Source organism: Rhizobium sp. PAMB 3182 (genome assembly GCF_052908355.1).
The window spans coordinates 2,593,933-2,615,913 of the sequence record NZ_CM128607.1; the positions used below are offsets into that span (position 1 = coordinate 2,593,933).

Below are 21,981 nucleotides of genomic sequence, written 5' to 3' on the forward strand. Positions count from 1 at the left end.
GTTCAGGCTGCTTCGTCTTTTTCCGCTAGCGCCAGAAGGCCGCGCGCGGCAGCCTCGTCGGTCACCAGCGTATTGCAGCCGATGCGCTTGATGGTGGCACGGATTGCCTGGGCGCGTCTGGCGCCGCCCGAAGCAAGCACGACATGCTTCGCCTTGCGGATGCTGTCGAGGCCGACGGCCATGACGCGACGGTTCAGCGGATGGTCGATGGAATTGCCCTCGGCATCGAGGAAGTTGAACATCGTGTCGCAGACGCATCCGGCAGCGATCAGCTCCTCCCGGTCCTTCTCGGTGATGAAGCGCTCGGACTGGGAGGTCGAATGCGGGCCGATATCGCCACAGCTGACGATCGCCAGATCGAGTTCTTCTGCGAGCCGATAGATTTCCGCCAGTCCGCATTCCTCGATGAGGCTGCGGCGGGTCTCGGGGGAATCGACCAGGAGCGGCGACAGGAACATGTAGCATTCGGCGCCGAGCTGGCTGGCGAGCTGCCAAGTGTAGTCGATCGGATTGTTGAGGTGGACGGCGACGACACCACCCAGAAGCGAGACGACGCGACAGTTTTCCCGACGCGGCGGATGAAAGCTCGCCAGCGAGGCCGTCATCGTGCGGCCCCAGCCGGTGCCGATGGTGCAGTTGTCGGTGATCACTTCCGACAGAAACTGGCCGAGCGCCAGGCCGACATTCTTGGCGATGGCATCGGCGCTCGCCTTGGCCGGGGAGGGAACGACGAGGGCTTCGTCGAGGCCATAGAGGCGCTCCAGCTTGACGGCGAGCTCGACGCAGTCATCGACGCCCTCCTTGATCCAGATCTGCACCTCGCCGCGCTTGACCGCTTCGTCCAGCATGCGGATGACCGTGGTGCGGCTGATGGAAAGCTGGTCGGCAACTTCCTTCTGCGTCATGCCCTGATTGTAATAGAGCCAGGCGGCGCGCAGCCGCAGGGATCCCGTCTCGGTATAGGCCTGATGGGTGCCGCGTCTCAGCTTGACCACTTTGCGGAGTCCTCGTTCATTTCACAGCCGCGGGCGAGCCGCGAAGAAGTTTCCGGGATAATCGTGCATTTGCGACTTATGTCAACATGGATGGACAAATGTCGCTTGACTTTCTTGCGTCCTCGCGGTGATAGTCCGGCCTATCGCAGTCAGCTGTCGCACCTTTGCCCTTGTCTCGTCCTTTTGGGACATTAGCTATTGAGTAAAGACGGCGCGAACAGGAAGAGAGAGATTATGGCATCCAAGCTAGAACAACTGCGCGCAATGACGACGGTGGTGGCGGATACCGGCGACTTTGAAGCCGTGGCCCGCCTGCAGCCTGTCGATTGCACGACCAACCCGACCCTGGTGCTGAAGGCGCTTTCGACGCCGGCATTCGCCGAGACGCTCGCAGAGGCGGTCAGCTGGGGCAAGAAGCAGGGCGGCCAGGACGAAGCTGTCGTTTCGGCGGTGGCCGATCGTCTCGCCATTTCCGTTGGAGCGAAGCTGGTCGAACTGGTCCCGGGCCGCGTCTCGACCGAAGTCGACGCCGACCTGTCCTTCGATGCCGAAGGCTCTATCGCCAAGGCCCGGCAGATCATCGCGGCTTACAAGGAACGCGGCATCGAGAAGGACCGCATCCTCATCAAGCTGGCCTCCACATGGGAAGGTATCCGCGCGGCGGAGGTGCTGCAGAAGGAAGGCATTGACTGCAACCTGACGCTGCTGTTCTCGAAGGCCCAGGCCATCGCTTGCGCCGAAGCCAATGTATTCCTGATCTCGCCCTTCGTCGGCCGTATCCTTGATTGGTACAAGAAGTCGACGGGCAAGGATTACACCGCCGAAACCGATCCCGGCGTCGTGTCCGTCAAGGCGATCTACAACTACTACAAGGCGAACGGCATCAACACGATCGTCATGGGTGCTTCCTTCCGCAACACCGGCGAGATCGAAGCGCTGGCAGGCTGCGATCGCCTGACGATCAGCCCGCAGCTGATGGACGAGCTGGCTGCCGACAACGGCAAGCTGGAAAAGGTCCTCTCTGCTTCGGACGCGAAGGACGAGCCGCTGGTCTCGCTCGACGAGAAGGCGTTCCGCTGGATGATGAACGAAGACCCGATGGCTACCGAGAAGCTGGCGGAAGGCATCCGCTCCTTCGCCAAGGACCTCGGCTCCCTGCGTGACATCGTTCGCAAGGAACTGCAGGCCGCTGCCGCCTGACGGGCTTCCCGCTCCATGGAATTTTTGAAGGCCGGGCGTCATGCGTTCCGGCCTTTTTGCTGCCGATACGCCATCTCGCACCGCCTCATTCCCGCCCGACGGGTCATCCCGGATGATTTTTCCGGGTTAATGTTACGGCAACCAATCCCTTCAACGCCTCCTTAAGCATTCGGAAACACCAAACGGATACGGTGGGTTATCCATTTTTGCGCGTTGGAGTGGAGTTTGATGACGGAGCAGTTGGCGTGAAAGCCATCTTGCGCATTTTCCGGATTCCCCGGAAGGTTCTCTTCATCATCGGAGGTCTTGGGCTTCTCGGTGGTGTCGCGAGCGCGGCTGCCTATGTCTATCTCCATCAGGAAATGTTCTTTGGACCGTCGGAGGAAACGCTGAACGGTCTTGCCTGTACTCCCGTCAAGACATTCAACATCAAGCAGGACAACCGCTACTGGATTCGCGCCTTCATCAAGACGGCGCCGACGGACGGGCCGATGCGCGTCAAGACGGCGCTGCGGGTCGCCAAGGCCATCATCGAGGAGAAACACCCCGACCTCGTTCAGGTGGTCGTGCTTGACGAGCACGGTCCTGAACAGCGGGCGGAGATGCGCGGCCGGGCGGTCGGCGCGGACGTCGTCTTCATCGCGCATCCCGAAAAGATCCCCGATTACAACGCGCAAGGGGGCTTCACGGCGAAATATATCGATGGAACGGCCAATGCCGACGGCGACTTCTACGGCAACAAGATCGTCGTGCCGAAGGAGGAGATCGACAGGATCACGTCCCTGTTCGACAAGATCGAAGGCTGTGTCGATCCGGAAGAGGCCGACAAGAAGTCCGGCGGCGGCGGACATGGCGCGGCCCCTGCCGCCGACCATGGCGGCGGTGGCAAGTCGGAGGGCGATCACGGGGAAAGCGCGCCTGAAGGCGAGGGTCACGGCTCCGACCAGAAGGACGGTGGCGGCCATGGCGGCGGCGATTCCGAAACGCCGGTCGCGTCAGCGGAGGAGCCGTCCTTCTTCTCGAAGATGCTGAGCATGGTTGGCCTTGGTTCCGACAGTACGGCGGAAGGCGGTCATGGCGAGGGCAGCGAGGCAGTCGCCAGCCATGACGCCGAAGGCGGCGGCCATGGGGATGCGGGCGCCAGCGGGCACGGTGCTGCAGCTGCTGCGGAAACCGGCCATGAGGCCGCCCCGGCCGGCCATGGCGAGGCCGGTGTGGCTGTCGCCAGCGAGAGCCCGGCTGATGGAGGCCATGGAGAGACGAATTCAGGCGGACATGGCGTTGCTGCCGAAGCGCCGGTTGTGGCGCACGATGAGCCCACCGGGCACGAGGATAAACCCACCCAAAATGCCGATGCCGGTCATGGTGGCGGCGATAGCGCAACAGGACATGAAACCGCCGCGGACGGCCACGGGGAGCCTGCGCATGCCACGGTTGCCGAAGAGGCGCCGGCCGATACCAAGCATGATGCCGCAAGCCAGGAGGCAGGACATGCGCCTGCCGTCGCGGAAGAGGGTGGCCACGGATCGCAGCCGGTGGAAACGCACGCCGAGGCAGCCGTCGAGGATGACGGTCATCGAACCGCGCCGGCAATCGATGCCGAGGCGGTCACGGGTGCTGCCGGTATCGGCGAAGACCCGCACGGTTCGGCTGAAAAGCCGCTCGTAAAGCATACAGAGGAGGAAGAAGGAGGAGACCACAAACCGGCCGGTCACTGATCCCGACGCCATTTCAACGCGCAGGCGAACGGATTTTAGGGCAGGCTTCAGGCATGAGAGCGGGGCGGAGGGATACCGACCCGCTCTCATGTATCTTGCAAATAATTCCGCTCAGTCTGCCTTCTGGCGACGGGCCGGGAAGAGGATGACGTCGCGGATCGACGGTGCATCGGTCAGAAGCATGATGAGGCGATCGATGCCGATGCCGAGACCGCCGGCCGGGGGCATGCCCTGGTCGATGGCGTCGAGGAACTCGTCGTCGAGCTGCTTTTCCTTCTCGCCGCGGGCATGGGCCTGCTCGAGCTGCTCGACCATGCGACGACGCTGCTCTTCCGGGTCATTGAGCTCGGAGAAGGCGTTGCCGAGTTCCCACGCATTGCAATAGGTCTCGAAGCGTTCGACGAGGCGCGGTTCGCCCGGCACTTCCTTGGCAAAGGGCGAGATGTCCTTCGGGAAGTGGGTGACGTGGGCCGGCTGGATCAGCGTGCCTTCCACCTTCTCCTCGAAGATGAAGGCAAGGCACTCGCCCCAGGTCCAGTCCTTCTCGACTTCGAAGCCGGCGGCCTTGGCGGCGGCGCGGGCCTCCTCGTCGGTCTTGATCGCCAGGAAGTCGATGCCGGTGACGTCCTTGACGGCGTCGGGCATCGGCACGCGGCGGAACGGACCCTTGAAGGAGATGTCCTTGTCGCCGTAGCGGAATTCCGTCGATCCGTGGATGTTCATCGCCAGATGGCCGAACAGGCGCTCGACGAGGCCCATGATGTCCTCATAGTCGGCATAGGCCCAGTAGCATTCCATCATCGTGAATTCGGGATTGTGGCGTGTCGACACACCTTCGTTGCGGAAGTTGCGGTTGACCTCGAACACCTTGTCCGTCAGCCCCGAGACCAGCGTGCGCTTCAGAAACAGTTCCGGCGCGATGCGCAGGTACATGTCGAGCTTCAGCGTGTTGTGGTGGGTCTTGAACGGTTCAGCCGTGGCGCCGCCATAGACGGAATGCAGCATCGGCGTCTCGACTTCGAGGAAGCCTTCTTCCTCCATGAAGCGGCGGACGCCGGAGACGATCTTCGAGCGCTGGCGGAAGCGCAGCTTCGAGTCGTCATTGGTCATGATGTCGAGGTGGCGCTTGCGATAGCGCGTCTCGATGTCGGACACGCCGTGCCACTTTTCCGGCATCGGCAGCAGCGCCTTGGTCAGCATGGTGATCTCATGGGCGTTGACCGTCAGCTCGCCGCGCTTGGTGCGGCGGACTTCGCCCTTGACCCCGATGATGTCGCCGAGATCGATCATCGGCAGCAGCGCGCGAGCCTCTTCCGGGGTCATGTCCTTGTGCGAGAAGATCTGCACCTTGCCGGAGGCGTCGCGGATGTCCATGAACATGCCGGAGTTGCGCGACGAGTACACGCGGCCGGCGACGGTCACGATGTCACCGGTCTCAGTGTCCGGCTCGATGCCCGCATATTTTTCCACCAGTTCCGCATTGCTCATCGTGCGATGGAAATGGGCCGGATAGACGTCGCCGATCTGCTCGCGAAGCATTTTCAGCTTCTGGGCGCGAACCTCCGTCACGTCGGAGGAGAGGGCGGTTTCCTTGGTCTGATCGGTCATGATTCTTATCCGTTGTTCTTCTTGTCCGCTTCGATGCCCGCCTTGACGGCGACGGCGGCCTGTTTCAGGCGCTGGCGCACCACGGAGCGGCCGAGGATCGCCATGGAATCAAACAGCGGCAGCGAACGCGACGAGCCGGAGACGGCGATGAACAGCGGTGCGAGCACGTCGCGCAGCTTCTTCTCCATCCGGTCGGCGATGGCGCGAAGCTCGGCTTCGATCGCTTCCTGGTTCCATTCGAAGATCTTGTCGAGATCGGCCTGCGCCGTTTCCAGGATCACCTGAACGTCGGCGAGCGGGACCTTCTTGATGTTGGCGAAGTCGGCTGCCGTCAGGCCGAGATCGCCCTTCAGCAGGAAGCCGGTGAGGCCGGGCAGATCGGAGAGCTTCTCGATGCGCGACTGGGCAAGCTTCATGCCCTCCATGAAGCGATCGTTTTCCTGTGCCCAGTTCAGCACGCGGCCGACGAACTCCTCGGTCGAGATGCCTTCGCGCAGCCAGCGGCCGTTCAGCCAGTCGAGCTTCTGGATGTCGAAGATGGCGCCGGCCTTGTTGAGGCTTTCCGGATCGAACTTCTCCGCCAGCTGGTCCATCGTCATCAGCTCGTCGCCTTCTGCGATCTGGATGAAGAAGAGGCCGAGGAAGTTCATCAGCGCTTCCGGCATGTAGCCGAGCGCGGAGTAGTAGGAGATCGAGGTCGGGTTGCGGCGCTTCGATAGCTTCGACTTGTCGGCGTTGCGCATCAGCGACAGGTGCATGAAGACCGGCGGCTCGAGACCCAGGTAGCGATAGAGCAGGATGTGCTTCGGCACGGATGCCAGCCACTCCTCGCCGCGCGCGACGTGGGTGATCTTCATCAGATGGTCGTCGACGACGTTCGCCATGTGGTAGGTCGGCATGCCGTCGGCCTTCAGCAGGACCTGCATGTCGACCGATTCCCACGGGATCGAAACGTCGCCATAGACGCCGTCGTGGAATTCGCAGGCGCCTTCGGTCGGGATCTTCATGCGAACGACGGACGGTTCGCCGGCGGCCATGCGGCTCGTGACTTCCTCGGCCGTCAGGTTGAGGCATCGGCCGTCATACTTCGGCTGCTGGCCGGCGGCGCGCTGGGCGGCACGCATTTCGTCCAGACGCTCCGGCGTGCAGAAACAGCGGAAGCCGTGACCGGCGGAAACGATTTTCTCGACATAATCGCCGTAGATGTGCTTGCGGTCCGACTGGCGGTAGGGGCCGTAGGGGCCGCCAACATCGGGGCCTTCCTTCCATTCCAGCCCGCACCATTTCAGCGCGTCCAGCACCTTCTGCTCGAATTCTGGCGTCGAGCGTGTGGCGTCGGTATCCTCGATGCGGAGGATGAAGTCGCCGCCATGCTTCTTGGCGAAGAGATAGTTGAAGAGCGCGATATAAGCGGTGCCGACATGGGGTTCGCCGGTGGGCGAAGGAGCAATGCGGACGCGGACGTTGGACGTGGTCATCTTTTCAAGGTGCCTGTGCTGACATGCAAAATCGGCCCCGCTGACATGAGGCCGACTTTTGTCGGCCGCAGCGCGGCGCCGGTTTCCGGTGATCATTGCCGCCAGCGTGCCGCAATCGCCGCACGTCGGGCGCATGTATGTTCGGCAGGCCTTAGGCCATATTCAGTCAGGCACGTCAAGGGTAAGGCGAAGGTCGCCGCGCGGTGGGGCCAAGTTGCGGCCGCATTCAGGCTCCGGCGAGCTCGATCACCGGCACGTTGCGGTGATGCTGGAAGTCGATGGCAGTTGTGGGATCCTGGAGGAAACGCGGACCGATGCGCCGCACATCCTGCTCGGCCCGGGTCAGATCCGAAGGCCGGCTTTCGATGGGGCTTGGCGACAGGCTCAGAACCTTGACGGCCGGTGCCATCTTGCGCGCGGGGACCGACGGAATTCCGGCTGCAGCGGATGTGGCGGTCTGCAATTCCGGCTTGATAGGATTGTCCGCGCCGATGGCCCAGGCGCTGAGCGTAACGGTCAGTATGCCGATGGCGATCAGGCCCGTCTGCGTGGCGGTTTCCAGTTCGGGGACGGTCATTTTCCTCTCCAGGTCTTCAATGCAGAAAGGCTGCAGGGCGGGGGCGGGCCCTGCAGCCTCTCGCTATCGTCAGTACACGCCGACGACAACGTAGGTGTTCGGATCGACAATGACGCGCTGGTCATTCACGAACGCATAGGAATAGGTCGGATCTTCCGGAACCGGCGTCAGGACGACGGTCTGCGGGATCGGCTTGCCGACGACGACAGGCTGCTGGATGACCACCGGCTGCGGCGGTGCGGGCTGCGTCTCGACATAGGTGATGACCTTCTGCGGCGGCGGGTCGATGGCAACGCCGGCAATGGCGCCGACAACGCCACCGACAGCTGCGCCGACCGGACCACCAACGACGGCGCCGGTGACGGCTCCTCCGGCAGCGCCGGTGACCGCGGAATCTGCGGCGAACGTCGTGGTTGCCGTGGCAGTGGCAAGAAGAGCGGCAATAACGATTGTTTTCTTATTCATGGCTCGTTCCTTTCTCGTGAATGCCATGGCCAAGAAACCTGCCGGACGCGTTTTTGTTCCTTAAAAATATTCAGCTGTACTGGATCAAAAAATGAAAACGCCCGCCGAAATGGCGGGCGCAGGTTGATATCCGTGGAGTTTTGCAGGGGCTATTTTTTCTTCAGGCGTGCCTGGCGTGCGAACATGTTGAGCACCTCCACCAGAGCGGAAAACGCCATGGCCGCGTAGATGTAGGCCTTGGGCACGTGGACGCCGAAGCCTTCGGCAATCAGCGTCATGCCGATCATCAGCAGGAAGGCCAGTGCCAGCATGACGATGGTCGGGTTCTTCTCGATGAAATTCGCAAGCGGGGTCGCGGCTGTCATCATGACGGCGACGGCAATGACGACGGCGGCGACCATGATCGGCAGGTGCGGGGTCATGCCGACGGCGGTGATGATGCTGTCGACGGAGAACACCAGATCGAGGAGCAGGATCTGGACGATGGCCGCCGACAATCCGGATGTCGCGGAGCTGGCGATGAAATCGGTCTCGTGGTCGGCCGGGTCGACCGTGTGGTGGATTTCCTTCGTGGCTTTCCAGACCAGGAACAGGCCACCGGCGATCAGGATCATGTCCTTCCAGGAGAACCCGTGTCCGAAGGCTTCGAAGACCGGGGTCGTGAGCTTGACGATCCAGGCGACGGTGCCGAGTAGGGCAAGGCGCATGACAAGCGCGAGGCCGATGCCGACACGTCTGGCGGGGCGTCTTTGCGCTTCCGGCAGCTTGTTGGTGAGGATCGAAATGAAGATCAGGTTGTCGATGCCGAGCACGACTTCCATCACCACGAGGGTGATGAGGGCAACCCAGGCGGCAGGGTCCTGGAGAAGGATGACGATACCGTCCATTGGCGATGGTTCCGATTGAGACTTCGCGGCACGTAGGAACTGGACGGCCCCGCTTCAAGGTCGTCCGGTCCTGTCGCCGGCAATATCCCAGCCGTTATTTGGGTCGGTAGGCCGCCATGAAGACCCGAACGGCGCCGTCCACGATCTTGTCTATGCGCTGATGGGCGTCGTCCTGGCTGAACTCGCCGAAAATGCGCAGCTTGAACAGGCTGCCGGTCGTCAGGTCCATGAACTGCCAGGATGCAAGTTCAATGTCGTCGATCGCGAGCTTCCCTTCACGAACCTGATGCTCGAAATAGTCCATGAGAACCGTTCGCGCATTCTGGGGCGCGCAGGCGAAAAGGCGGCGCGGTAGCTCCGGCATGCTGTCGACCACGCCGATGACGCTGCGCATGGCGCGGATGACGTCCGCGGACGTGAAATGATAGGCGAAGGTCCGGCCGTATGCCGCAAGCGCATCTTCGACATTTGCTTCTTCCGCAAGGGCGAGGCGCATGGATTCGGCCATCTTGCTACGCTCCCTTTCAATGAGGGAGGCGAACAGGTCTTCCTTGTTCTTGAAATAGACGTAGATGGTGCCCTTCGAAACGCCTGCTTCGCGGGTCACGTCGTTCATGCTTGCAGCGCTGAAGCCCAGCTTCATGAACACGCGCTTGGCGCCGTCCAGAATTTGCTCGCGCTTGACCGGATCCTCGCCGGCCGCCCTGCGGTGAGGGCCGGACAACTGTTCGTCATTTGCCAAAATATCGGTTTCATCTTTGTACGAGTGCATCTTTCCCGGCACCTTAACCTTTTTCGAACCAAGCGGTTCGATTTGCTCTTGATATGCGACTTTTTTATCTATATGTCAAATCGAACCGAACAGTTTAGTTCGATATCGCCATATTCATTTTCAAGTTGGTTAGAGAGATGTCCACAATGAAGGATGCCCGCTCCGCACGTGTCGTCAAATTGCAGGGCGACTCGGGGCAAGATGCAGACGTTGCCGAAGTCAGCGAGGCCATGGAGGCCCGCAACACCGAGACCACCCCGGAAATGCGATCGGAAGACGCTTCCAAGGCGGAGGCGCCTGCCGCCGCAACGAAGAAGGGCGGCCTGAAGGGCAAGGTCATGCCTGTCCTGCTGGTCGCGCTTCTGGCCGGTGGTGGCTGGTTCGGCTACAACTGGTGGACCCATGGCCGCTTCATGATCTCGACCGACGATGCCTATATTGCGGGCGATATCGCCGTCATCTCGCCGAAGGTCACCGGCTATGTCAAAGACGTCAACGTCAAGGCCAACCAGCTGGTCAAGGCCGGTGAGCCGCTGATCACCCTCGATGACGGAGACTACGCCATCGCTGCCAAGCAGGCGGCTGCGCAGATCGCCACGCAGGAACTGTCGCTCAAGCGCATCGACGCGCAGATCAAGGGGGCGGAAGCCTCGCTGGAACAGGCCAAGGCGCAGAAGCTTGCCGTTCAGGCAACCCTTGAAAATGCGCAGCAGAGTGCAGAACGCGCGACGAAGCTGCAAGCCCAGTCCTTTGCCTCGCAGGCGACGCTCGACTCCGCCTCCACGGCCCTGCAGCAGGCGAAGGCCAACATTGTCGGCGCCGACGCCAACATTGCCGCTGCCGAAGCCAATATCGTCGTTCTCAAGGCACAGCGCGACGAGGCCGCAAGTTCGCTCGCGTCCCTCAGCCTCACCAAGGACAAGGCCGAGCGCGATTTCGGCTTCACGGTCCTGGTCGCACCCTATGACGGCGTGATCGGCAACATGGCCGTCCAGAAGGGCGATCTCGTATCGCCGGGCGCACGTCTTGCCTCGCTCGTTCCGGTCAAGGACCTCTATATCGAGGCGAACTTCAAGGAAACCCAGATCGAGGACCTGCAGCCGGGCGAGAAGGTCAACATCACTGTCGACGCGTTCGAAGACCGGCCGCTGGTCGGAACGGTCGCTTCCGTGGCTCCGGCTTCCGGCTCCGTCTTCTCGATGCTGCCCGCGGAAAACGCCACCGGCAACTTCACCAAGGTCGTCCAGCGCGTTCCGGTCCGCATCGCTATCCCGCAGGAAGCGCTCGACAAGGGCTATCTGCGCGCGGGCCTCAGCGTCGTCGTCGACGTCGATTCCCGCACGGCACCCGACAAGGATGCGGCCAAGTAAGGCCCTGGTGACGGAAGATGGCGACCACAGCGAACCCGGCCGCGGCTATGTCCGCGCCCTCCGAAGTCATTGACCCGCGGCGGGCCATCGCGTTCGTCGCGATGGTTTTCGGCATGTTCATGTCGATCCTGGACATCCAGATCGTCTCGGCATCGCTGTCGGAAATCCAAGCGGGCCTTGGCGCCGGATCCGACGAGATCGCCTGGGTCCAGACGTCATACCTGATCGCCGAAGTGGTGATGATCCCGCTTTCCGGCACGCTGGCGCGCATTCTGTCGACGCGCGTTCTCTTCACGTTTTCGGCGGCCGGCTTCACGGCTGCCAGCATCCTCTGCGCCACCGCGACGAACATCGACCAGATGATCGTCTACCGCGCCATCCAGGGCTTCATCGGCGGCGGCATGATCCCGTCGGTGTTCGCGGCCGCCTTCACGATCTTCCCGCCGTCCAAGCGCAATATCGTCTCGCCGATCATCGGCTTGGTCGCCACCATGGCGCCGACCATCGGCCCGACCATCGGCGGCTATCTCAGCCATGTCTTCTCCTGGCACTGGCTGTTCCTGGTCAACGTCATTCCCGGGCTTGCGGTGACGGCTGCCGCCTGGCTGCTGATCGACTTCGACAAGCCGAACCACAGCCTGCTGAAACGGTTCGACTGGCTGGGGCTGGCCTCGATGGCCGTCTTCCTCGGCTCCCTGGAATATGTTCTCGAAGAGGGCAATACCAAGGGCTGGTTCCAGGACGAGCATATCGTCATGGGAACGGTGGCGCTTTTCGTCGGCGCCGCGGTGTTCTTCTACCGGGCATTCAAGGTCGACTTTCCCGTCGTCGACCTGAAGGCGTTCAACAACATGAATTTTGCCGTCGGCTCGCTGTTCTCGTTCATCATGGGCGTCGGCATTTACGGCATGACCTATCTCTATCCGCTCTATCTCGGCCGTATCCGCGGATACGATTCGCTTATGATCGGCGAGACCATGTTCGTTTCGGGTCTGGCGATGTTCGTCGGCGCGCCGCTGTCCGGCATGCTTTCGAGCAAGCTCGATCCGCGCGTGATGATGATGATCGGATTTGCCGGATTCGGGGCCTCCACCTACTGGATCACCTACATCACGCCAGACTGGGATTTCTGGGAGCTCTTCATCCCGCAGATCCTGCGCGGTTTGTCGATGATGCTGTGCATGGTGCCGATCAACAACATTGCGCTCGGCACGCTGCCGCCGCAGCGCATCGCCAATGCGTCGGGCCTCTTCAACCTGACGCGAAATCTCGGAGGCGCGGTCGGGCTGGCGCTGATCAACACCACGCTGACCCAACGCACGGACGTCCACTACGCCTACCTGTCCGAGCGTATCAACGCCGGCAACCAGGCAGCACAGAACTGGCTGAGCAGCGTCGGCGCCAATTACAGCAGCTATGGTCTCGACGGTGCCAATATCGCGCTCGAGAAGCTCTCCGGCATCGTCCGGCAACAGGCATGGTTGCTGTCCTTCATGGATGTCTTCATAGGCCTCTCCATGCTCTTCTTCTCCCTGATCTTCCTGGCGATGATCCTGCGCAAGCCCAAGGCTGCCGCTCCTGCGGGGGCCGGACACTGATCCGGCCCTGAACTGGAATAATCAAGATCTTTCAGAGTCTTGAACCTATGTCGCACGACGGTTCGAAAATTCTGATTTACGTACATCAAAAAAAGCGATAGTCCTCCCTTCCGAGGAGAGGAGTTCCTGTGCGTCCGACCGTTCACGACATTGCCGCGACAGCGGGCGTCAGCCTTGCCACGGTCGACCGGGTGCTCAACAACCGGCCGGGCGTGAAGCTTGCGACGCGCGAGCGGGTGGAAAACGCCATCGGACTTCTGGGCTATGTCCGCGACGTCGCCGCCGCAAACCTCGCCAAGAGCCGCATCTACTCGCTGGTCTTCATTCTTCCGGACGGCGACAACTCGTTCATGGCAGCGCTGGAGCAGGCGATCGTCGAGGCCAAGTCGCGCGGGCCGCACGAGCGGACCCGGGTGAGCCTGGTCAAGGTGCCCGCCTTCGACGCGGAGGCACTGGCCAAGGCGCTCGACGCGATCGGCGACGGGGGCGTCGACGGGGTGGCGGCGGTCGCGGTCGACGCGCCCGAGGTGACGGCGGCGGTGGAGCGGCTGATCGGGAAGGGCATTCCCTTTGTCACACTGGTGTCGGACCTCACGGCTTCGTCGCGGGCGCATTACTGCGGGATCGACAACAGCGCCGCCGGCCGCTGCGCCGCGCGCCTGATCGGCCGCTTCGTGTCTTCGCCCGGCGCACCGGTCGCCGTCATTGCGGGCTCCATGCTGGTCAAGGACCATCGCGAGCGCGTCGAGGGCTTCCGCGATGCCATGGCGCGCGACTTTCCGGAGCTTGAGGTTCTGGCTCCGGTCGAGGGGCGGGACAATGGCAATATCGTCTACCGGCAGATCGGCGCGCTCATCGATGCGCGGCCAGACGTTGCCGCGATCTACAGTCTCGGCGCCGGTAATCGCGGTCTTGTCAGGGCGCTGAAGGAGTGTGGGCTCGCCGGCAAGGTGAAGGTCGTCGCCCACGAACTGACGCCGGCATCGCGCGCGGCGCTCGAGGACGGCACGATCGACGTCATCATCGCCCAGGATCCCGGCCACGAGGTGCGCAGCGCAGTCCGGATCCTGAAGGCCAAGGCCGATGGCCAGCCGGTGATCGACGCGCAGGAAAAGATCGGCATCGACATATTCTTGAAAGACAACCTGCCGTGAGACGGCGGGAGACAAGGGAGGAAAGCATGTATCTGGGACTCGATCTTGGAACATCCGGTGTGAAAGCGATGCTGATCGATGCGTCGCAGAACGTCATCGCATCGGCGACCGGCTCGCTGGATGTCGCCCGCCGCAATCCCGGCTGGTCGGAACAGGACCCGGCGGAATGGATCCGCGCCACGCGCGACGCCGTCGCCGGTCTGAAGAAGACGCATGCGGCGGAGCTCGCCGCCGTGAAGGGGATCGGCCTTTCCGGCCAGATGCATGGCGCGACGCTGATCGGCAAGGACGGCGAGGTACTCTATCCCTGCATCCTGTGGAACGACACGCGCTCCTACAAGCAGGCGGCAAAGCTGGACGCCGATCCGATGTTCCGGCGCATCACCGGCAACATCGTCTTTCCGGGCTTCACCGCGCCGAAGCTTGCCTGGATCAAGGACAACGAGCCCGAGATCTTCGCCAAGGTCGACTGCGTCCTCCTGCCGAAGGATTATCTGCGCCTGTGGCTGACCGGCGACCGCATTTCCGAAATGTCGGATTCGGCCGGGACATCCTGGCTCGATACGGGCAAGCGCCAGTGGTCGAAGGACCTGCTTGCCGCGACTGATCTCGATGAACGGCAGATGCCGAAGCTCGTCGAGGGAACGGAGGTCGGCGGCACGCTGCGCAGCGAACTTGCGGCAGAGTGGGGCATGGCGGGTTCGGTCGTGGTTGCCGGTGGTGCCGGCGACAACGCGGCGTCTGCCTGCGGCATGGGAACGGTCAGTGAAGGTGCAGCCTTCGTCTCGCTCGGAACGTCGGGCGTGCTGTTTGCGGCCAACGCTTCCTACCTGCCGAAACCCGAAAGCGCGGTTCATGCCTTCTGCCACGCGCTGCCGAATACCTGGCACCAGATGGGCGTGATCCTGTCGGCGACCGACGCGCTCAACTGGTATTCCGGCATTGCCGGCCGGTCCGCCGCCGAGCTGACGGCGGAACTCGGAGAGGGCCTGAAGGCGCCGACCGGTGTCACCTTCCTGCCGTATCTCTCCGGCGAACGCACACCGCACAACGACGCGGTCATCCGTGGCGTGTTCACCGGTCTCGGCCACGAATCGGGACGCGCGGCGCTGACCCAGGCCGTGCTCGAAGGCGTCACCTTCGCCATACGCGACAATCTCGAGGCGCTGAAATCCGCCGGCACGCAAATCTCCCGGGTTACGGCGATCGGCGGCGGTTCGCGCTCGCATTACTGGCTGAAGTCGATCGCGACCGCGCTCGGCGTGCCGGTCGATATTCCCGCTGACGGGGATTTCGGCGCGGCATTCGGTGCGGCCCGGCTCGGTCTGATCGCGGCGACCGGCGCCGATCCGGTGGCGGTCTGCACAGCGCCCGCAACGGCAGCGTCCATCGAACCGGATGGCACTCTCGCCGGCGCATACGAGGAAGCCTACCAGCGCTACCGTTCGCTCTATCCGGCGATCCGGGCGCTGTCCTGAACCAACATCCATCACACCACGAGACCATTTACGGAGGAAACATCATGAGCACCGGATTTTTCGGCAATATCGCCAAGGTCAAATATGAAGGGCCGGAGAGCACCAATCCGCTCGCCTTCCGGCACTACAATCCCGACGAGGTCGTCCTCGGCAAGCGGATGGAAGACCATCTGCGGTTTGCCGTCGCCTACTGGCATACGCTCGCCTGGGAAGGCGGCGACCCGTTCGGCGGGCGCACCTTCGACCGTCCCTGGTATGGCGACGGCATGGCGAAGGCGAAGCTGAAGGCCGATGTCGCCTTCGAACTCTTCGATCTGCTCGGGGCACCCTATTACTGCTTCCACGATGCCGATGTGCGTCCGGAAGGCGCGACGTTTGCCGAGAACACGAAGAACCTCAACGAGATCGTCGACTACTTCGCCGAAAAGCAGGCCGCGACCGGCGTCAAGCTTCTGTGGGGTACGGCGAACCTCTTCTCCAACCGTCGATTCATGTCCGGCGCATCGACCAATCCGGATCCGGACGTCTTCGCCTACTCGGCCGCGACCATCAAGACCTGCATGGACGCGACGATGAAGCTCGGCGGCGAAAACTACGTGCTGTGGGGCGGCCGCGAGGGTTATGAGACCTTGCTCAACACGGACCTGAAGCGCGAGCTCGACCAGATGGCGCGCATGCTGCACATGGTCGTCGAGTACAAGCACAAGATCGGCTTCAAGGGCACGATCCTCGTCGAGCCGAAGCCGCAGGAGCCGACCAAGCACCAGTACGACTACGACGTCGCGACCGTCTACGGCTTCCTGAAGAAGCACGGCCTCGAAAACGAAGTGAAGATGAACATCGAACAGGGCCACGCGATCCTCGCCGGCCACACGTTCGAGCACGAGCTGGCGCTTGCCAATGCGCTCGGCATCTTCGGTTCGATCGACATGAACCGCAACGACTACCAGTCCGGCTGGGATACCGACCAGTTCCCGAACAACGTGCCGGAAATGGCGCTCGCCTATTACCAGGTTCTGCTGGCCGGCGGCTTTACCAGCGGTGGCACCAACTTCGACGCCAAGCTGCGCCGCCAGTCGATCGATCCGGAAGACCTGCTCTACGGCCATATCGGCGGCATGGATGCCTGCGCCCGCGGCCTGAAGGCGGCGGCGAAGATGGTCGAGGACGGCGCGCTGTCGAAGCCGCTCGCCGAACGTTACGCCGGCTGGGAAAGCGAGCGCGCCAAGAAGATGCTGTCGGGCGGCATGTCGCTGGAAGACATTACGGCGATGGTCGAGGCGGAAAACATCAATCCGCAGCCGAAGTCCGGACGCCAGGAGCATCTGGAAAACATCGTCAACCGCTACGTCTGAGGCGATTGCAGGGAAGCGGGAGCCGGCGGATCACCGCCGGCTCCCGTGGTTCAGGCTGCCGCTTTCAGAGTGGCGATGTCGCCGCCTTCGAGCGCCGGCAGGTTGGCTTCGATCCGGTCGATCGGCCAATCCCACCAGGCGATCTCCAGCAGGTCCGCGATGGTTCGCTCATCGAAGCGCCGGCGGATGATTGTCGCGGGATTGCCGCCGACGATCGCATAGGGCGGAACGTCACGGGTGACGACGGAGCCTGCGGCGACGATGGCGCCGGAGCCGATCGTTACGCCGGGCATGACGATCGCGCCATAGCCGAGCCAGACGTCGTGTCCGATGACAGTGTCGCTGAACGGCAGGTCGAGGTAGTCGGCCATCGTCGACGGGTCGAAGATGCGGAAGGGATAGGTCGTCAGCCCGCCCATCGGATGATTGGCAGACGAGGTGATGAACTTTACGCCATTGGCGATCTGGGCGAATTTACCGATCACCAGCTTCTCCCGGCTGAAGGCGAAGAGATAGGGCGCGATCGCCTCGGCGACGTTGTCCGGAGCCTCGAAGAAGGACGCGTAGGAGTAGTCACCGGCCTCGATGCGCGGGTGATCGATGGCATTCTTCAGATAGACGCTGGTCTTGAGGTTGGTGCCGTCCGGCGTGGTGATGGGAAAGCGTAGAGACTTGTCGAGAAGAGGCATGATGAAAGACCTTTCAATAGCCGTTTGGCAAAGAATCCGCGCCAAAATTTCGTCGCGGTTCCAGCGGATGGTATCGATGCCTTCAGTTGAAGGCCGGTCTTACTTGTTCATGTCCCTGCACTCCCGTTGATGGCGTGAAGATTACGTGAGATATCGCATGTTGACCAGAGCGTAGATCCTTTCGCCGTGAGTGACGGCGGTCCGGAATCCGTGCCGGAGCGGCGAATTTCGAGGCCTTCTGCGACGAAGAGCGCATGTTCGAAGGCTGTACAAGCGCCGCACGAGTGTTTTAGAGCATCATCATTTATGTGTGCCCGGTCTCCCAACGGGCGCGACATCGAAGGAACCACATCATGACCATCACCCCCCAGGATCTTCGCCGGGCTTTCCCTGGTGATTTCACATTCGGCGTTGCCACCGCCGCATTCCAGATCGAAGGCGCGGCGAAAGCCGACGGCCGCAAGCCATCCATCTGGGACGCATTCTCCAAGATGCCCGGCCGCGTGTTCGGGCGTCACGACGGCGATGTCGCCTGCGATCACTACAATCGTCTCGAGGAGGATCTCGACCTGATCCAGAGCCTGGGTGTCGAGGCGTATCGCTTCTCCATCGCCTGGCCGCGCATCGTTCCGGAAGGGACGGGCAGGGTGAACGAGGAGGGGCTCGATTTCTACGACCGCCTCGTTGATGGCTGCAAGGCACGCGGCATCAAGACGTTTGCCACGCTCTACCACTGGGACCTGCCGCTGGCCCTGATGGGTGACGGTGGCTGGACGGCGCGGTCGACCGCTTATGCCTTCCAGCGCTATGCCCGCACCGTGATGGCCCGTCTCGGCGACCGTCTCGACGCGGTGGCAACCTTCAACGAACCCTGGTGCTCCGTCTGGCTCAGCCATCTGATGGGCGTTCACGCGCCGGGCGAGAAGAACATGGACGCCGCCCTTCATGCCCTGCACTACACCATGCTGGCGCACGGGCTTGGCATCGAGGCGATCCGGGCGGAGGCGCCGAATGTACCGGCGGGTCTCGTCTTCAATCCGATGGTGACGATTGCCGGCTCCGACAGCGAGGCCGACAAGGCGGCCGAGGAGCGGGCCTTCCAGTTCCACAACGGTGTCTTCTTCGAGCCGGTCTTCAAGGGTTCCTATCCGGAAGCCTTCATGACGGCGTTCGGCGATCGCATGCCGGAGATCGAAGACGGCGACATGGCGATCATCAGCCAGAAGCTCGACTGGTGGGGCATGAATTACTATACGCCGATGCGCGTTGCCGACGATAGCAGCGACGGCGCGAAATTCCCGGCGGTCAAGTCGGCCCCCTTCATCAGCAAGACGGTCACCGACATCGGCTGGGAAGTCTACGCCCCGGCGCTGAAGCGTGGCGTCGAGGAACTCTACCGGCGCTACGACCTGCCGGAGATGTACATCACCGAAAACGGCGCCTGCTACAACATGGGTCCGGATGCCGATGGCGTGATCGACGATCAGCCGCGCATCGATTATCTCGCTGCGCACCTGAAGGCGACGGCGGAGCTGATCAAGGGCGGCTATCCGATCCGTGGATATTTCGCCTGGTCGCTGATGGACAATTTCGAATGGGCGGAAGGCTATCGCATGCGCTTCGGCATCGTCCATGTCGACTACGAGACGCAGGTCCGTACCGTGAAGAAGAGCGGCGAATGGTTCAAGGCGCTGGTGACGGCGCCGTTGAAAGCGGATGACATGGCCGCCTGATCCGGTCCGTATCGAGGGTTGCCAGGAACCGCCGACTCATGGCCTGTCGCGGTCATGATCAGGTTCCTGGCAATGTCCGGCAGTCTGCGGGCTGCTTCTTCCAACACAGCGCTCCTGAAAGCACTGGCGGTCCATGCGCCGGCCGATGTGGAGATTGAGCTCTGTGACCTGGTCGGTACCTTGCCGATCTTCAATCCGGACCTTGAGGGAGAGAAGACGCCGGCGCCGGTCATCGCGCTGGCCCGGAACGTGAATGCCGCGGACGGGCTGATTATCGCCTGCCCGGAATATGCCCACGGCATTCCCGGTGGTCTGAAGAACGCGCTCGACTGGCTGGTCAGCCGCGATGAGATCCCTTTCAAGCCCGTGATGCTCGCCCATGCATCACACCGCGGACAGTTCGTGCTGGAGGCACTGAGCGAGGTGTTGCGGACAATGTCGCTTGCGATCGTCGAGGACGCCTTCCTGCAGGTGCCGCTTCTCGGCAAGGCGGAGGCGCTCCGCGACGCGATCCTCTGGGACAACGCGGCGCTCATGAAGGCGAAGCTTGGTGTCTTCGCCGACCTGTGCAGGAAGAGCGCCAATTGAGGCGATTAGTCGAAGCTATAACAACGTGTTAGCACTGCATATTAACCAATCATTCTGTAGTTGCCGCTAATCTGCTCGTCGGATTATCGGGATGCAGCCAGTGAAGTTACTGTTTAGATCTGTCATGAGCGTGAGCGCCCGCGGCCTTGTGGTCGGGACCCTGGCGTCATTCGCGGTCATGGCGGCGGTCGTCGTGCTTCTGGTGGTCACCTCGTTCAAGGACATGGCGACGCATGCCAACGCGCTGGACGACGCACGCTCGCGCGAGACCACCAAGGGCGCACTCGACACGTTCCGCCAGCAGTTGGGGCTGACCCTGAACGATTATGCAGCCTGGGACGATGCGGCGATCAACATCTACACTCGCCCGAACATGTTCTGGGTCATTTCCAATTACGGGGACATGTCGAAGGACAGCGATCTCTTCGACGTCGCCATGGTGATCGACCGGAAGGGCAACTCGGTCCTGTCCTACAAGGACGGATTGCCGGTCAGCATGCCGGTGAACTCCTATTTCGATCCTTCCCTGCAGACCTTGATCGACAAGGCGCAGAACCCGGCGTCCGGCGAGGTTCCGGAAGCCTCCGGCTTCGTGAGGACCGAGATCGGCATTGCTGCGGTCGGCGTTGCCCTGGTGCGCATGAAAGACAACTCGATCGAGGTGCCCCCGGCCGATTACAAGTATCTCATCTTTGCGCGCCACCTCACACAGGAGAAGATCGAGAAGCTTTCCGAAACCTATGTCGTGCAAGGGATGACACTTGTCGATCGGGATACGGAGGCCGCCAATCTCGTGGCAATAACCAATGCGGACGGGGACGTCCTCGGCAAGCTGGTCTGGACGTCGCGCCGGCCGGGAGACATGAGCTACAGCCAAATCTGGCCGCGCGTCGTTGCGGCGATGAGCATCGTCGGTGTGTTCTTCGCCCTCCTGTTTTCCGTCGGGTGGATTGCCATCCGCAAGCTGAAGAGCGCCGAGCGGCGTGCATGGCTGATGTCACTTCAGGACCGTCTGAGCGGGCTGTGGAACCGCAGCGGGCTGTTCGGAAAGCTCGATGACCTGATCGAAGAGGCTTCCGTGACGAAGTCGGATGTCCTGTTGATGTATCTGGATCTCGACGGTTTCAAGGGCGTCAATGACAGTTACGGGCATGGCACGGGAGACAAGCTGATCCGCGGAGTGGCCGTCGGCCTGCGCCAGCTGTCGCCAGCCGATGCCGTGATCGGACGTGTCGGCGGCGATGAGTTCGCAATCGCGCTCTGCGCCGACGATGCGGCGCAGGCGGCGGCCGATCTCGGCGATCTCATCCAGCGGTTCTTCGCCGAGCCGCTGCTCATCGACGACCATGTTGCCGTCGTCGGCTGCAGCATCGGCTACGCGATCTCAAGAGCGGGCGCCACGGCACGCGACGAACTGGTCCGGTTTGCCGATCTCGCCATGTATCGTGCCAAGGAAAGCGGCAAGGGACGGACGATCGCGTATGACGCAACGATGGAGGAAGAGCGCCAGCTGCAGAAGGAGCTCGAACGCGACCTTCAGAAGGCGATCGAGGCAGATGAACTGACGGTCGCCTACCAGCCTCTCGTCAGGGCGCGCGACAGCGAGGTCGTCGGCTTCGAGGCGCTGGCCCGTTGGAACCGCAAGGGATACGGCCCGGTTCGCCCGGACGTGTTTATCAGTGTTGCGGAAACGAGCGGCCTCATCCATGCGCTCGGACGCCAGATCATGCGGCAGGCTTTCACGCAGGCTGCGAAATGGCCGGACAAGAGGATTTCCATCAATATCTCGCCGGTGCAGTTCCGCGATCCCGGCTTCGTCCATACGGTCGCCGGCATGCTGACGGAATCCGGCATGGATGCCGGTCTTGTGTCGCTGGAAATGACGGAAGGCTATCTCGTCCACAACACGGCTCGCGCCCGCGAAACGATCGCCCGCCTTAAGGCGCTCGGCGTGAAGATCGTGCTCGACGATTTCGGCGCCGGCTTCTCCTCAATCGGCTATCTGCGGCAGTTCGGCTTCGACCGTTTGAAGATCGACCGCACGCTGATCACCGCGCTTGACGATGGCCATCGTGCCAAGGAGATGCTGCAGGCGACCGTGGCGCTCGCAAGATCGCTCGATATCCCGGTGACGGCTGAAGGCATCGAACGGGAAGACCAGGCCGTGATGCTGCGGCTGTTCGGCTGTGACGAGTTTCAGGGCTATTATTTCGGCCGGCCGGTTTCGGCGTCCGAAATCCAGGAGGCACTGGACGCCCCCGGCGGGTCGCGCCTCGAGCTTTCCGCCGAGGCCTGACCCGTCAGGACAGTTTCAAA

The 21,981-nt window shown here is 62.3% G+C and carries 18 protein-coding genes; 10 read left to right on the forward strand and 8 right to left on the reverse strand.

Translation table 11 applies throughout. The features are described from left to right. Positions 1–2: 2 nt before the first annotated feature. Complete coding sequence (locus ACU5AZ_RS12580) at positions 3–995, reverse strand: sugar-binding transcriptional regulator (RefSeq protein WP_446822702.1); 993 nt, start codon at positions 993–995, stop codon at positions 3–5. A gap of 234 nt (positions 996–1,229) precedes the next feature. Here ACU5AZ_RS12580 and tal point away from each other — a divergent pair, with 234 nt between their 5' ends. Both tal and ACU5AZ_RS12590 read left to right on the forward strand, forming a co-directional pair. Continuing rightward, complete coding sequence (gene tal, locus ACU5AZ_RS12585; protein ID WP_446822703.1) at positions 1,230–2,195, forward strand: transaldolase; 966 nt, start codon at positions 1,230–1,232, stop codon at positions 2,193–2,195. A 245-nt stretch (positions 2,196–2,440) separates the two neighbouring features. Then, positions 2,441–3,913 carry a hypothetical protein gene (locus ACU5AZ_RS12590; RefSeq protein WP_446822704.1) on the forward strand — a complete coding sequence of 491 codons (1,473 nt, stop codon included), beginning with the start codon at positions 2,441–2,443 and terminating at the stop codon, positions 3,911–3,913. Positions 3,914–4,024: 111 nt separating this feature from the next. Here ACU5AZ_RS12590 and lysS read toward each other — a convergent pair whose 3' ends face one another. From lysS to ACU5AZ_RS12620, 6 genes are all read right to left on the reverse strand, one after another. Continuing rightward, complete coding sequence (gene lysS / locus ACU5AZ_RS12595; protein WP_446822705.1) at positions 4,025–5,521, reverse strand: lysine--tRNA ligase; 1,497 nt, start codon at positions 5,519–5,521, stop codon at positions 4,025–4,027. A 5-nt stretch (positions 5,522–5,526) separates the two neighbouring features. Then, entirely contained in the window at positions 5,527–6,999 is a 1,473-nt protein-coding gene (gene gltX / locus ACU5AZ_RS12600) for a glutamate--tRNA ligase (protein WP_446822706.1), read from the reverse strand. A gap of 226 nt (positions 7,000–7,225) precedes the next feature. Continuing rightward, positions 7,226–7,576, reverse strand: coding sequence for a hypothetical protein (locus tag ACU5AZ_RS12605; RefSeq protein ID WP_446822707.1), 351 nt, complete (start codon positions 7,574–7,576; stop codon positions 7,226–7,228). Between the two features lie 69 nt (positions 7,577–7,645). Then, positions 7,646–8,041: a DUF1236 domain-containing protein gene (locus ACU5AZ_RS12610; protein ID WP_446822708.1), complete on the reverse strand. Its 396-nt coding sequence runs from the start codon at positions 8,039–8,041 to the stop codon at positions 7,646–7,648. Positions 8,042–8,190: 149 nt separating this feature from the next. Further along, positions 8,191–8,928 (reverse strand): TerC family protein, encoded by a 738-nt coding sequence (locus ACU5AZ_RS12615; RefSeq protein ID WP_446822709.1) that lies wholly within the window; start codon positions 8,926–8,928, stop codon positions 8,191–8,193. 94 nt (positions 8,929–9,022) lie between these two features. After that, the gene (locus ACU5AZ_RS12620) at positions 9,023–9,670 is read right to left on the reverse strand and encodes a TetR/AcrR family transcriptional regulator C-terminal domain-containing protein (protein ID WP_446822710.1); all 648 of its coding nucleotides are present in this window, start codon (positions 9,668–9,670) and stop codon (positions 9,023–9,025) included. 167 nt (positions 9,671–9,837) lie between these two features. Here ACU5AZ_RS12620 and ACU5AZ_RS12625 point away from each other — a divergent pair, with 167 nt between their 5' ends. The 5 genes from ACU5AZ_RS12625 to xylA all read left to right on the forward strand — a co-directional run bounded on the left by ACU5AZ_RS12625 (position 9,838) and on the right by xylA (position 16,655). Further along, positions 9,838–11,070 carry an HlyD family secretion protein gene (locus ACU5AZ_RS12625; protein ID WP_446822711.1) on the forward strand — a complete coding sequence of 411 codons (1,233 nt, stop codon included), beginning with the start codon at positions 9,838–9,840 and terminating at the stop codon, positions 11,068–11,070. 17 nt (positions 11,071–11,087) lie between these two features. Beyond that, positions 11,088–12,668 (forward strand): DHA2 family efflux MFS transporter permease subunit, encoded by a 1,581-nt coding sequence (locus ACU5AZ_RS12630; protein WP_446822712.1) that lies wholly within the window; start codon positions 11,088–11,090, stop codon positions 12,666–12,668. Positions 12,669–12,796: 128 nt separating this feature from the next. Then, positions 12,797–13,822: a LacI family DNA-binding transcriptional regulator gene (locus ACU5AZ_RS12635; RefSeq protein WP_446822713.1), complete on the forward strand. Its 1,026-nt coding sequence runs from the start codon at positions 12,797–12,799 to the stop codon at positions 13,820–13,822. A 26-nt stretch (positions 13,823–13,848) separates the two neighbouring features. Next, on the forward strand, positions 13,849–15,300 hold the full coding sequence (gene xylB / locus ACU5AZ_RS12640; RefSeq protein ID WP_446822714.1) for a xylulokinase: 1,452 nt from the start codon (positions 13,849–13,851) through the stop codon (positions 15,298–15,300). A 44-nt stretch (positions 15,301–15,344) separates the two neighbouring features. Beyond that, a complete protein-coding gene (xylA, locus tag ACU5AZ_RS12645) occupies positions 15,345–16,655 on the forward strand; it encodes a xylose isomerase (RefSeq protein WP_446822715.1) in 1,311 nt (436 codons plus the stop codon). Positions 16,656–16,705: 50 nt separating this feature from the next. Here the strand turns inward: xylA and ACU5AZ_RS12650 are convergent, their stop codons facing one another. Continuing rightward, positions 16,706–17,344 carry a CatB-related O-acetyltransferase gene (locus ACU5AZ_RS12650; RefSeq protein WP_446822716.1) on the reverse strand — a complete coding sequence of 213 codons (639 nt, stop codon included), beginning with the start codon at positions 17,342–17,344 and terminating at the stop codon, positions 16,706–16,708. 353 nt (positions 17,345–17,697) lie between these two features. On the opposite strand from ACU5AZ_RS12650, the gene ACU5AZ_RS12655 reads away from it, so the two are divergent. The 3 genes from ACU5AZ_RS12655 (at position 17,698) to ACU5AZ_RS12665 (ending at position 21,961) form a co-directional block, all read left to right on the forward strand. Further along, positions 17,698–19,077, forward strand: coding sequence for a GH1 family beta-glucosidase (locus ACU5AZ_RS12655; protein ID WP_446822717.1), 1,380 nt, complete (start codon positions 17,698–17,700; stop codon positions 19,075–19,077). A gap of 72 nt (positions 19,078–19,149) precedes the next feature. After that, a complete protein-coding gene (locus ACU5AZ_RS12660; RefSeq protein ID WP_446822718.1) occupies positions 19,150–19,665 on the forward strand; it encodes an NADPH-dependent FMN reductase in 516 nt (171 codons plus the stop codon). A gap of 124 nt (positions 19,666–19,789) precedes the next feature. Then, the gene (locus ACU5AZ_RS12665) at positions 19,790–21,961 is read left to right on the forward strand and encodes a bifunctional diguanylate cyclase/phosphodiesterase (RefSeq protein ID WP_446822719.1); all 2,172 of its coding nucleotides are present in this window, start codon (positions 19,790–19,792) and stop codon (positions 21,959–21,961) included. Positions 21,962–21,981 lie beyond the last annotated feature (20 nt).